This is a genomic window from Aeromicrobium sp. (assembly GCF_023146395.1).
GTDB lineage: Bacteria > Actinomycetota > Actinomycetes > Propionibacteriales > Nocardioidaceae > Aeromicrobium.
The window spans coordinates 121,447-133,425 of sequence record NZ_JAGLCD010000008.1; the positions used below are offsets into that span (position 1 = coordinate 121,447).

General features: G+C 72.3%; 12 protein-coding genes. 7 read left to right on the forward strand and 5 right to left on the reverse strand.

Features of this window, described 5'->3' with window-relative positions; translation table 11 throughout:
- Positions 1-24 precede the first annotated feature (24 nt).
- On the forward strand, positions 25-927 hold the full coding sequence (locus KAG51_RS07250; RefSeq protein WP_290582133.1) for an SDR family oxidoreductase: 903 nt from the start codon (positions 25-27) through the stop codon (positions 925-927).
- Here KAG51_RS07250 and aroQ read toward each other — a convergent pair.
- Together aroQ and KAG51_RS07260 are read right to left on the reverse strand one after the other, a co-directional pair.
- The gene (gene aroQ / locus KAG51_RS07255) at positions 879-1,319 is read right to left on the reverse strand and encodes a type II 3-dehydroquinate dehydratase (RefSeq protein ID WP_290582135.1); all 441 of its coding nucleotides are present in this window, start codon (positions 1,317-1,319) and stop codon (positions 879-881) included. The two genes, KAG51_RS07250 and aroQ, sit on opposite strands and share 49 nt — an antisense overlap.
- A gap of 77 nt (positions 1,320-1,396) precedes the next feature.
- On the reverse strand, positions 1,397-2,530 hold the full coding sequence (locus KAG51_RS07260) for an aminotransferase class I/II-fold pyridoxal phosphate-dependent enzyme (RefSeq protein WP_290582137.1): 1,134 nt from the start codon (positions 2,528-2,530) through the stop codon (positions 1,397-1,399).
- Between the two features lie 84 nt (positions 2,531-2,614).
- Here KAG51_RS07260 and KAG51_RS07265 point away from each other — a divergent pair, with 84 nt between their 5' ends.
- From KAG51_RS07265 to mnhG, 6 genes are all read left to right on the forward strand, one after another.
- The gene (locus KAG51_RS07265) at positions 2,615-5,449 is read left to right on the forward strand and encodes a Na+/H+ antiporter subunit A (RefSeq protein ID WP_290582139.1); all 2,835 of its coding nucleotides are present in this window, start codon (positions 2,615-2,617) and stop codon (positions 5,447-5,449) included.
- A gap of 103 nt (positions 5,450-5,552) precedes the next feature.
- On the forward strand, positions 5,553-6,026 hold the full coding sequence (locus KAG51_RS07270) for a Na(+)/H(+) antiporter subunit C (protein ID WP_290582140.1): 474 nt from the start codon (positions 5,553-5,555) through the stop codon (positions 6,024-6,026).
- Positions 6,023-7,591 (forward strand): Na+/H+ antiporter subunit D, encoded by a 1,569-nt coding sequence (locus tag KAG51_RS07275; RefSeq protein WP_290582142.1) that lies wholly within the window; start codon positions 6,023-6,025, stop codon positions 7,589-7,591. The genes KAG51_RS07270 and KAG51_RS07275 overlap by 4 nt, the downstream gene beginning before the upstream one ends.
- A complete protein-coding gene (locus tag KAG51_RS07280) occupies positions 7,588-8,124 on the forward strand; it encodes a Na+/H+ antiporter subunit E (RefSeq protein WP_290582144.1) in 537 nt (178 codons plus the stop codon). Before KAG51_RS07275 ends, KAG51_RS07280 begins: the two co-directional genes overlap by 4 nt.
- The gene (locus KAG51_RS07285; RefSeq protein WP_290582146.1) at positions 8,121-8,420 is read left to right on the forward strand and encodes a monovalent cation/H+ antiporter complex subunit F; all 300 of its coding nucleotides are present in this window, start codon (positions 8,121-8,123) and stop codon (positions 8,418-8,420) included. Before KAG51_RS07280 ends, KAG51_RS07285 begins: the two co-directional genes overlap by 4 nt.
- Positions 8,417-8,734: a monovalent cation/H(+) antiporter subunit G gene (gene mnhG, locus KAG51_RS07290; RefSeq protein WP_290582148.1), complete on the forward strand. Its 318-nt coding sequence runs from the start codon at positions 8,417-8,419 to the stop codon at positions 8,732-8,734. The genes KAG51_RS07285 and mnhG overlap by 4 nt, the downstream gene beginning before the upstream one ends.
- A 1-nt stretch (position 8,735) precedes the next feature.
- Here mnhG and KAG51_RS07295 read toward each other — a convergent pair whose 3' ends face one another.
- Genes KAG51_RS07295 through KAG51_RS07305 form a run of 3 tightly spaced genes read right to left on the reverse strand, consistent with a single transcriptional unit; the run spans position 8,736 to position 11,946 of the window.
- Positions 8,736-9,596: a DNA-formamidopyrimidine glycosylase family protein gene (locus KAG51_RS07295; RefSeq protein WP_290582150.1), complete on the reverse strand. Its 861-nt coding sequence runs from the start codon at positions 9,594-9,596 to the stop codon at positions 8,736-8,738.
- 45 nt (positions 9,597-9,641) lie between these two features.
- Positions 9,642-10,700: an alpha/beta fold hydrolase gene (locus tag KAG51_RS07300; protein WP_290582496.1), complete on the reverse strand. Its 1,059-nt coding sequence runs from the start codon at positions 10,698-10,700 to the stop codon at positions 9,642-9,644.
- A 34-nt stretch (positions 10,701-10,734) separates the two neighbouring features.
- Positions 10,735-11,946: an Nramp family divalent metal transporter gene (locus KAG51_RS07305; protein WP_290582498.1), complete on the reverse strand. Its 1,212-nt coding sequence runs from the start codon at positions 11,944-11,946 to the stop codon at positions 10,735-10,737.
- Positions 11,947-11,979: the final 33 nt, after the last annotated feature.

An 11,979-nucleotide genomic window follows, 5' to 3' on the forward strand; every position in this document is an offset into this window, starting at 1 on the left:
CCCCACATCCGCCCGGGAGGCCTCGTGCGCAGGACCAGGTTCGCCGGAGCGCTCACGCTCATCACCGGAGCCGGCAGCGGCATCGGACGAGCGACCGCGCTGCTGGTCGCCCAGCGGGGCGGCCGTCTCGTGCTCACCGACCTGCAGGCCGACGGGCTCGCCGCCACGATCGCGCTCCTGGCCGAGGCAGGCCACGACGAGGCCGTGGTCCATCACGAGTCGCTCGACCTGACCGACGCCGACGCGGTCGCCGCCTTCGCGGGCCGGGTCCACCACGGGACCGACGCGGTCGACGTCGTCATGAACGTCGCCGGCATCTCGACCTGGGGCCGGCTCCAGGACCTGGACCTCGAGCACTGGCGCCGCACGATCGACGTCGACCTCATGGGACCGATCCACGTCCTGCACGCGTTCGTCCCGGCCATGATCGAGGCCGGACGCGGCGGGCACGTCGTCAACGTCAGCTCGGCCGCGGGGCTCTTCGGCCTGCCCCTGCACGCCCCCTACAGCGCCGCGAAGTTCGGCCTGCGCGGCGTGAGCGAAGTCCTGCGGTTCGATCTGGCCGCGCACGACATCGGGGTGACCCTCGTGTGCCCCGGCGCCGTGGCCACCCCGCTCGTCGGCACGGTCGACATCGTCGGCGTCGACCGCACCGACCCCCGGGTCGCCAAGGCCGTCGCGGGGTTCGAGAAGCACGCCGTCAGCCCCGAGACGGCGGCGGCCGCCATGGTCCGCGCGGTCGAGAGGGGACGACACACGGCGTTCACCTCCCCCGACATCCGCCTCGGCTGGTACGCCCAGCGCTACGTCCCGTTCGGCTACTCGATCGCGATGCACGCGATGAACCGGGTGGCCCGCCGCACGCTGCTGCGCTCGGCTCAGCCGGTAGGCAGCCCGGAGACCAGCTCACGCACGGCCCGGCCGTAGCCCGCCACGCCCTCGCCCACCACGACGACCGTGGCGACGTCGCTCAGGTAGGAGTGGTGCCGGAAGCTCTCGCGCGCGTGCACGTCGGACACGTGCACCTCGGCGAACGGCAGCGCCACCCCGGTCAGGGCGTCACGCAGCGCGACGGAGGTGTGCGTCAGCCCGCCGGGGTTGATGACGATCGCCGAGGCCGTGGACCGGGCCGCGTGGATCGCGTCGATCAGGACGCCCTCGTGATTGCTCTGCAGGGCGTCGACGCTGAACCCGAGCTCGGCCGCCGTGGCACGGACGAGCGCCACGACGTCGTCCAGGGTCTCGGTCCCGTACACCTCGGGCTCGCGCGTGCCGAGCAGGTTGAGGTTCGGGCCGTTGAGCAGCAGCAGCGAGGGCACGCGTTCACGGTAGCGGCCCGGCAGGGGTGCCGGGCCCTGGGCGGCGAGATGAGAACAGGGTGCCGGACCCTGGGCGGCTAGATGAGGACGGCGCCGATCCGCTCGAGCGCCTCGGTCAGGATCTCGGGCGTCGTGGCGTAGTTCAGGCGGGCGAAGTCCGGTCCACCCCGTCCGCCATCGCCCCGGAAGGGTGAGCCGAGGCCCAACGCGACCCCGGCCCGCTCGCGCAGCACCTCGGCCGCCTCACCCCCGAGCGCGTAGGCGCTCAGGTCGAGCCAGGCGAGATAGCTGTCGTGGCCCACGACGACGGTCGCTCGTGGCAGGTGCTGCGCCAGGAGGCCGGTCAGGATGCGGCGGTTCTCGGCGAGGTCGGCCCGGACGCCGTCGAGCCACTCGATCCCCTCGGTCCAGGCCGCCGCCTGGAGCTGGGAGCCGAGATGGCTGACCCCGTGTGCCACCAACGGCGGCAGGTCGCGCACGGCGGCGACGGCGTCCTCGCCGGCGAGCAGCAGGGCCGCCTTGACCCCGGCCAGGTTCCAGGCCTTCGAGGCCGAGGTCACGACGAAGGCGTCCTCCGAGCCCGGCACCGACAGGTAGGGGACGAAGCCCACCGGGTCGGCGAGCGGGGCGTGGATCTCGTCAACGACCACCCGGACGTCGTGCCGCCGCGCCAGCTCGGCGAGGTGCACGAGCGCGGGCCGGCCGGGCGCGATCGAGGTCGGGTTGTGCGGATTGCACAGCAGCACCGCGGCCCGGCCCGCGTGGGTCGCGAAGGCCTGCTCGAGCCCATCCAGGTCGAGCTGCCACTCCCGGTCGAGCGGCACGTCGACCTGCTGGGCCCCGACGAGCGCGACGGCGTCGAAGAAGGGCGGGTAGACCGGCGGCGTCACGATCACGACGTCGCGCCGGGTCAGGCGCAGGGCCTCCACGACGCCGGTCATGACGTCGGCCACCGGCAGGGCGGCGCCGGGCTCCCAGGCCCACCGGCCGCGGGCGAACGCCCGGAACGCGTCCTCGAGAGCACTGTCGGTCGCGGGGTACCCCAGGTCGCCCGAGGCGGCGACGTCCTGCAGGACCCGGGTCACGGCCGGGGCCAGCGGCGCGTCCATCTCCGCGACCCACAGCGGCAGGACGTCGGGACCGTACGCCGACCACTTCAGGCTCGTCCGGGCCCGCAGCTCTGGCAGGGACAGCTCGCGCAGCGGTCGCATACCGTCATCGTCGCGCACCGGACCACATCGTGCAGCGGCTCGCCGCTGAGCCGCTCGGCCGCGTCCCGATAGACTGGACGTCGAATGATCACCCTGCTGACTGCGCACCTCGTGGCCGCAGCGGGTGCCCCTGCCCTCGTCCGCCTCCTCGACCGCCGCGCGTTCCTCGTGCTGGCCCTCGTCCCGGCGGCGAGCTTCGCGTGGTTGCTCCCCCAGGTCACGGACCGCGACGTCGTGAGGCAGGACGTCGCCTGGGTCCCTGGGCTCGGTCTGGACATCTCGCTCCGCCTGGGGGAGATCAGCGGGCCGTTCTCGCTGCTGGTCACCGGCGTCGGGGCTCTCGTGCTGTTCTACTGCGGGTGGTACTTCAAGCCCGGCGACACCGAGCTCTGGCGGTTCGGCGCGGTGTTCACGGCGTTCGCCGGCGCGATGCTCGGCCTGGTGCTGTCCGACAACGTCTACCTGCTCTACGTGTTCTGGGAGCTCACGACGGTCCTGTCGTACCTGCTCGTGGGTCACAACCCCGAGCGGCGCGCCAACCGGCGAGCCGCGATGAACGCCCTGCTCGTCACGACGCTCGGCGGACTCGCGATGCTCGCGGGCCTGGTGATCCTGCACTTGACGTCCGGCTCGCCGCTGCTGAGCGAGATCGTCGCCGATCCGCCGGAGCCCACCACGGCGGTGCAGGTCGCCGTGGCCCTCGCGCTCGTCGGCGCCGTCTCGAAGTCGGCCCTCGTCCCGTTCCACTTCTGGCTGCCGGGCGCGATGGCCGCCCCCACTCCCGTCAGCGCCTACCTGCACGCGGCCGCCATGGTCAAGGCGGGCATCTTCCTCGTCGCCGTGCTGGCGCCCGCCTTCGCCGACCTCGCCTGGTGGCGCCCCGTGCTCGTCACGCTCGGCCTCGTCACGATGGTCGTGGGCGGCCTGCGGGCCCTGCGTCAGTACGACGTCAAGCTCCTGCTCGCCTACGGCACGGTCAGTCAGCTGGGCTTCCTGACCCTGGTGGCCTCGATCGGCACGCGGTCGGCCGCCGTGGCCGGACTCGCGATGGTCGTCGCGCACGCCCTCTTCAAGTCCACCCTGTTCCTTGTGGTCGGCATCATCGACCGCAGTGCGGGCACGCGCGACCTGCGCGACCTGTCGGGCCTGTGGCGCCTGCTGCCCTGGCCCTTCGCCGCCGCCGTCGTGGCCGGGGCCTCGATGGCGGGCATCCCGCCGACCTTCGGCTTCGTCGCCAAGGAGGCGGTGCTCGCCTCGGTCGAGGACCTCGGCGCCGACACCGGCGCCGGATGGGGCGCCGTCGCCCTCGCCGGCATCGTGGTCGGCACGATCCTGACGGTCGCCTACACCGCACGCTTCGTGTGGGGCGCGTTCGCCACCAAGGCCGACGTCCCCGCCTGCGACATCGTGCGCCGCTCCCCCTGGTTCGTCGTCGCCCCCGTGGTGCTGGCCGCCGCCTCGATCGTCGCCGGCTTCTCCGGCCCCTGGTTCACCTCGATCCTGGCCCGCGCGGGCCAGGCGTACCCCGCGGGAGCCCACGAGCTCGAGCTCACGCTGTGGCACGGCGTGAACCTGCCGCTGCTGCTCTCGCTCACCACGCTCGTGCTCGGCGTCGCGCTGTTCGTGGCCCGTCGCCCCGTCGCGGCCCTCCAGCACGCCATGACCGATCGCCTCCCGATGCCCGATGCCGAGCAGGCGTACTACGCCGCAGTGCGCGGGGTGGAGCGCGTCTCGATCGAGCTCACCGGTCGCGTCCAGCGCGGTTCGCTGCCGTTCTACCTCGGCACCATCATCGTGGTCCTGGCCCTGGTCCCCGGCTCGATGCTCGTCCGGGCGTTCGCCCTCAACGACGGCGAGATGCGCCTCGACCTGGCCGACCGCCCGGCCCAGGTCGTGGTCGTGGCCCTCGTCGTGGCGGCCGCGATCGCCGCGGTGCGCTCGCGGCGCCGTCTGCGCGCGGTGCTGCTCGTGGGCGTCACGGGCTACGGCACGGCGGTGCTGTTCGTGCTGCACGGCGCGCCCGACCTCGCGCTGACCCAGGTGCTGGTCGAGACCTTCCTGCTCGTGACCTTCGTGCTGGTGCTGCGCCGCCTCCCCCCGTTCTTCTCCGAACGGCCGTTCACGGCCGACCGCTGGATCCGCGTCACGGCCGGAGTCGTCGTGGGCGGCGTCGTGGCCGGCCTCGCCCTCCTGACGGCCACCTCGCGCACGGCCGAGCCGATCGGCCCCCAGTTCGCCGAGCCCACCGTGAGCTACGGCGGCGGCTACAACATCGTCAACATCACCCTGGTCGACATCCGCGCGTGGGACACCCTGGGCGAGCTCTCGGTCCTGGTCGTCGCGGCCACCGGCGTCGCCAGCCTGATCCACCTGCTCACCGACCGCGCCGAACGCATCACCCGGGTGCCGGCCGGCTCAGGCTCGCAGCGCTGGCTGCAGCGGGTCGAGGCGGTGCGCTCCGCACGTCGCTCGGTCGTGTTCGAGGTCGTGACCCGGCTGGTCTTCCACGCCGTCATCATGTACTCGATCTATCTGATGCTCGTGGGCCACTACGAGCCCGGCGGCGGGTTCGCCGGCGGCCTCATCGCCGGCCTCGCGCTGATGGTGCGCTACCTGGTCGGCGGTCGCCAGGAGCTCGACGCCGCCGCCCCCGTCGACGCCGGGCTCGTGCTCGGCCTCGGCCTCGCCGTGGCCGCCCTGGCCGGCCTCCTGCCGACGCTGCTGGGTGGCGGGGTGCTCCAGAGCGCCATCATCGACATCCCTCTCGGCCCCTTCGGTGAGCTGCACCTGGTGACGTCGGTGTTCTTCGACATCGGCGTCTACCTCGTGGTGATCGGTCTGGCGCTCGACGTGCTTCGCAGCCTCGGCGGCGGCATCGACCAGCACGTCGCCGACGAGGACCGGGCGGTGGGCGTGTGAACCCGCGACGAGTGAGGACCCCCGTGAGTGAGCGTCAGCGAGCCTGGCACGACGTGATCATCGCGGCCCCGCCGCGGCTCGTGCTCGTCCAGGCGGTGCCGCGATGAGCGTCGACCTCGCCCTGATCGTCGCGATCGGCGTGCTCGTGGCCTGCGGCACGACGCTCGTGCTGGAGCGCAGCCTCTCGCGGATCCTCGTGGGCTTCGTGCTGCTGAGCAACGGCGTCAACCTGTTCTTCATCGTGGCCTCCGGGCCCCCGGGGGCCGCCCCCATCGTGGGGGCCTCGGACGAGCGCATGGCCGATCCGCTCCCCCAGGCCATGGCGCTCACCGCCATCGTCATCACGCTCGGGGTCACGGCGTTCGGACTCGCCCTGGCGTACCGCACGTGGCAGCTCGAGGGGCATGACGACGTGCAGGACGACGTCGAGGACGCCCTCGTCATCCGGCGCGCCGAGCGCGACGACACCTCGGCCAGCTTCGACGAGGTCGACGCCTCGCTCCCCGAGGAGGAGGGCGCCGACCTCCCCAGGGTCGAGGACGACGTCACCCAGGAGCCCGACGGAGGGCCCCGATGAACCACCTCGCGAGCCAGCTCGTGCTGGTGCCGGTCATCGTGCCGCTGCTGGGGGCCGGGCTCTGCCTCGCGTTCGGTCGCTCGGCCCGCGCGCAGCGCATCATCAGCATCCTGACGCTGACGATCGTGGTCGTCGCCGCCAGCGCCCTGCTCTGGCGGGCCGACCAGTTCGGCCCGCAGGCGGTCAACGTCGGCGGCTGGCCGGCCGACCTCGGCATCAGCCTGGTCGCCGACCGCCTCTCGGCGCTGCTGCTCGTGGTCTCGACCATCGTCACCCTGACGGTGCTGCTGTACTCCTTCGGTCAGGGCATCGTCGAGTTCGGCCGGGACACCCCGCTGTCGGTCTTCCACCCGACGTTCCTCGTGCTGAGCGCGGGCGTCTCGGCCGCCTTCTTGTCCGCCGACCTGTTCAACCTGTTCGTGGGATTCGAGATCCTGCTGGCCGCGAGCTACGTGCTCATCACCCTGGGCGGCACCGAGGCCCGGGTCCGCGCGGGCACGATCTACGTGATCGTCAGCCTGATCTCGTCGGTGCTGTTCCTGATCTCGATCGCGGCGGTCTACGCGGCCACCGGCACCGTCAACCTGGCGGCGCTCCCCGAGCGCATCGCCGCACTGCCAGAACCGCTCCAGCTCGTCCTGCAGCTCATGCTGCTGCTGACGTTCTCGATCAAGGCCGCCGTGTTCCCCCTCTCGGCCTGGCTGCCCGACTCCTATCCCACGGCCCCCGCCCCCGTCACGGCCGTGTTCGCCGGGCTGCTGACGAAGGTCGGCATCTACGCGATCATCCGGGTGCAGACCACGGTCTTCCCCGAGCAGCCGTTGCGCACGCTGCTGCTGACGGCGGCGATCCTGACGATGGTCGTGGGCATCCTCGGCGCCGTCGCGCAGTCCGACATCAAACGTCTGTTGTCGTTCACGCTCGTGAGCCACATCGGCTACATGCTGTTCGGCATCGCCCTCGCGAGCGAGGCGGGCTACGCCGGCGCGATCTTCTACGTCGTGCACCACATCACGGTCCAGACCGCGCTGTTCCTCGTCGCCGGGCTCATCGAGTACCGCAGCGGCACGACGCAGCTCGACCGCCTGGGCGGGCTCGCGCGCGCGGCACCCGTGCTCGCGCTGCTGTTCTTCATCCCGGCCATGAACCTCGCCGGCATACCGCCGTTCTCGGGATTCCTCGGCAAGCTCGCCCTGATCCAGGCCGGGACCGAGGCCGGTGACTGGCTCGCCTACACCGGCGTGGCCGCCGGCCTGGCCACGAGCCTGCTCACGCTCTACGCCGTGGCCAAGGCGTGGAACCGCGCCTTCTGGCAGCCGCGTGACGAGAACATCGAGAACGACGTCCCGTCGACCGGTGCCCTGCACCCGGGGCACCGGACCATGACCGAGGACAAGGTCCTGCGTCTGCCCCGCGGCATGGCGCTGCCGACCCTCGCCCTGGTCACGTTCTCGGTGGCCCTCACGGTGGCGGCCGGTCCGCTCGTGGGCGTCAGCCAGCGCGCGGCCGCCGAGCTCGTCGACCGCACCCCCTACATCGACGCCGTGCTGGGTGATGTGCCGTGATCCGTTGGACCGCCGTGCTCGGCCTGACCCTGCTGTGGCTCCTGATGTGGGGCGACGTCACCGCCGTCCTCGTCGTGGGCGGCCTGCTCGTCTCGGTCATCGTGCTCGTGGTGTTCCCGTTCCCGAAGGCCGACTGGGGCGGCTCGTTCCGCCCCTGGCCCTTCCTGCTGCTGGTGGGGCGCTTCGCCGTCGACCTGGTCGTGGCCAGCGTCCAGGTCGCCTGGCTCGCCATCCGCCCGCAGGCGCTGGGTCGCAGCGCGATCATCCAGGTCCAGCTCCACACCCGCTCGGACCTGCTGCTCGTGCTCACCAGCGAGCTGGTCTCCCTCGTGCCGGGCAGCCTGCTGATCGAGCTCGACGCCGATCTCGGCATCCTGACCCTCCACGTCCTCGACGGCGGCCAGGACCTCGCCCGGGTCGAGGCGCGGGTGCTGGCCCAGGAACAGCGCCTGATCGCCGCCCTGGGCTCGCGCGCGGAGCGTGACGCGTACTGCTCGGGTCCGGCCACGACCACCCCGGAGGCGACCCCGTGACCACCGTCGGCATCGTCTGCATCGCCCTGCTCGCGGTCACGGGCACGCTGTGCCTGATCCGCATCGTCCGCGGGCCGACGACCCTCGACCGCACCGTGGCCACCGACGTCTTCATCGCCGCGTCCGCAGGCGCGATCGGCATCGAGGCCGCGATCGGGCGGCACACCACGACGCTGCCGATCATCATGACGCTGTCGCTCGTCGGCTTCCTCGGCTCGGTCAGCATCGCGCGGTTCGCCGCGCGCGACGACGGGCCGTCGCAGCGCACCGCCCGCGATCGGAAGGGACGCTCATGATCGACGTCGCCGCCGGCTTCTTCCTCCTCGCCGGAGCCCTGCTCGCCCTGGCCGCCTCGATCGCCCTCGTGCGGTTCCCCGACGTGTTCTCCCGCATGCATGCGGCCACCAAGCCCCAGACGCTCGGACTCTTGTGCATCCTCGTGGGCCTGGCGCTGCGCCTGCAGTCCGTGGGCGCCATCACGACGATCGTGCTGATCATCGCGTTCCAGCTGCTCACGGCACCCGTGGCCTCGCACATGGTGGGGCGCGCCTCGCACCGCATCGGACTGCTCGACGAGAGCCGTCTCTCGCGCAACGACCTCGACGACTGACCTACTTGACGAACTTGCTGGTGGAGCGGTCCTTGAGCGGCTTGCCGTCGGTCTGACAGGTCGGGCAGTACTGCAGCGAGGAATCGGCGAAGACGACCTCCGCGACGGTGTCACCGCACACCGGACACGCCTCGCCGGTGCGCCCGTGCACGCGCATGCGCGTGCGCTTGTCGTCCTTGAGCTCGGCCGGTGGCTTGCCGTGCGCCTCCTGGAGGGCCTCGGTCAGGACCTGCTGGACGGCGGCCGCGAGGCGCTCGACCTCCTCGTCGTCGAGTGACTCGGCGATCGCGAACGGCGACAGCTTCGCGGCGTGCAGGATCTCGTCGCTGTAGGCGTTGCCGATGCCGGCGATGATCTTCTGGTCGCGCAGGAGACGTTTGACCTGCATGCGTCGCTGCAGCAGGGGGCGCAGGTCGAAGCCGTCGGCGAGCGGGTCAGGGCCGAGGGCCGCGATCCCGGGCACGTCGGCGGGGTCGCGCACGACGTAGACCGCCAGACCCTTGCGGGTGCCCGCCTCGGTGAGGTCGAACCCGATCGTCGGACCGTCGCCGTGGTCGAGGCGCACGCGCAGCGCGATGGGCCCAGGACCCATCGTGACCCGCTTCGTCGCGAGGTGGTCGGACCACCGGATCCAGCCGGCCTTCGCCAGGTGGATCACGAGGTGCAGGCCGTCGACGTCGACGTCGATGAACTTGCCGTGCCGGTGGACGCCCGTGACGGCCAGGCCCAGCAGCGCGTCCGGCGGCGGGTCGAACGTCTTCAGCACCGCGAACGAGGCCGGCTCGACGCCGGCCACGACGGCCCCGACCATGCGGTGGCGCAGGTCCGCGACGAGCGCGTCGACCTCGGGCATCTCCGGCATGGACCTATCGTGCCACCGCCCGCGGACTCCCTCCGCCGACCTGCCTCAGTCGACGGTCGTGAAGAAGCCCTGCATGCCGGGCCAGGTGGTGCGCCCGGCGGCGCGGCCCGTGAGCACGCCCAGGTGCCCGCCCGGCGCCTGGAGGAGCTGGGTGCGGGGCGCCCCCGTGACGAGGTCGAGCAGATGCTCGACGGCCGGCAGGGGGGCCAGCGTGTCGTTGAGGCCCGCCACCACCAGCACCGGCACGTCGATGTCGGCCAGCCGCACCGGCCGTCCGCCGAGCTGCATCGTGCCCGTCGCGAACTCGTTGGTCCGCATGATGACGTGGTACAGCTGGCCGAACGTGCGGCCGGGGTAGGCGTACATGCTGCTCATGAACCGGTCGACGGCCTCGAGCTGGGCGAGGAAGTCGCGGTCGTCGGCGTGCGTCAGCATCGAGATCGGCTTGGTCAGGTACTTGTCGGCCGCCGACAGCTGGAAGCCCCACTTGGTCAGCGGCGCCGGCACCCCGCCGAGCGCACGGTACGTCGGACCGACCAGGCCCCCGAGCACGCGGTCGACGGGTCGCGCGAGCGCGAGCAGCGGCACCTGACGCAGGTCGAAGGGGCTCGCCACCGCCGTGACGGAGGCGACTGGCAGGTCCTGCCGCGCCGCCGCGGTGAACATCGTGAAGATGCCCCCCAGGCTCCAGCCGGCCATGTGCAGGTCCTGCCCGCCGGAGTCGACCGACGCCTCGGCGAGGGCCTCCGGCAGGAGCTTGTCGACCCAGTGCTCGATGCCGAGCGCCCGGTGGCCGAAGTTCACGGGCCCGTAGTCGACGAGGTACACGTCGCGCCCCTGGTCGACGAAGTACTCGGCGACGCTGCAGCCGCGCCGCAGGTCGAAGGCCAGGGCGGGTGCCGCGAGCGGCGGTGTCAGGAACAGCGGCTTGCCGTGCGGCCGCACCCCGTCGGCGCGGTCGTAGCGGTAGAGCGTGAACCGCTCGTTCTCGCGCACGACCTCGCGCGGCATGGGCCGCAGGTCGGCGAGCGGACGCCGCCGCACCTTGTCGACCAGGTTGACGCGAGCGGCACCGAGGTCCCGCGGGATCCGCAAGGGTGTCATCGCCACCCCGGGATCATGGCACACCCGCGACTGGTCAGCCGCCGAACGTGAGCCAGAGCAGCGCGAGGTTCAGGCTGATGACCACCGCGGCGACCGCCCAGGCCGAGGCGGTCACGAACCGGCGGTTGACGTGCTCGCCCATGACCGACGCGCGCGACGTCAGCAGCACGAGCGGCACGAGCGCGAACGGGATCCCGAGCGAGAGCACGACCTGGGAGACGACGAGCGCCCGGCTGGGCTCGATCCCGATGGCCAGCACCACGACCGCGGGGATCGCCGTGACGAGCCGGCGCACCAGCCGGGGCAACCGGATGCCCAGCAGGCCCTGCATGACCTCGGCACCGGCCGCGCTGCCGACCGAGGTCGAGGCCAGGCCCGAGCCGAGCAGCGCGACGGCGAACAGCAGCGCCACCCCGGCCCCGAGCTCGGACGTCACGACCTCGTGGACGCCCGTGAGGGTGTCGGTGCCGTCGATCCCGAACAGCGCGGACGCGGCGAGCACCAGGAGCGAGAGGTTGAGGAGCCCCGCCAGGACGAGGGCCGAGGCGACGTCGACCCGGGTCACCCGCAGCAGCGTCGGCACGCTGAGCCCCTCGGCCCGCGGACCGAGCCGGTCGACCGTGAGGCTGGAGTGCAGGTAGATGACGTGCGGCATCACGGTCGCGCCGATGATGCCCGACGCCAGCAGCACGCTCTCGGCCCCGTCGAAGCGCGGCACGAGGCCCCCCACGAGATCGATCGGCGCGGGCGGGGCGACGACCAGGCCCGCGACGAACCCCACGGCGATGAGCGCGAGGAATCCCATGATCGTGCGCTCGAGCGCGCCCTGGCCGTGGCGGTCGCCGATCATCAGGATCAGCACCGAGACCACGACCGTGACGCCGGCGCCGAGCACGAGCGGGAGGTCGAACAGCAGGTACAGGGCGATCGCGCCGCCGACGACCTCGGCGAGGTCGGTCGCGATCGCGATGGCCTCGGCCTGGAGCCAATAGGCGATCCGGGGCGCCCGGGGCAGTCGCTCCCCCAGGTGCGTCGCGAGCGAGCGCCGGGTCACGAGGCCGAGCTTGGCCGAGAGGTACTGCACCAGCACCGCCATGACGTTGGCCAGCACGACGACCCAGACGAGGGTGTAGCCGAAGGTCGCACCGGCCGTGACGTTGGTGGCCACGTTGCCCGGGTCGACATACGCGACGGCCGCGATGAACGCGGGGCCGATCAGCGCGATCCGGCGCCACCTGTTCCTCACCAGCACGGGTCCACTATGGCGGAACCGTGCCTC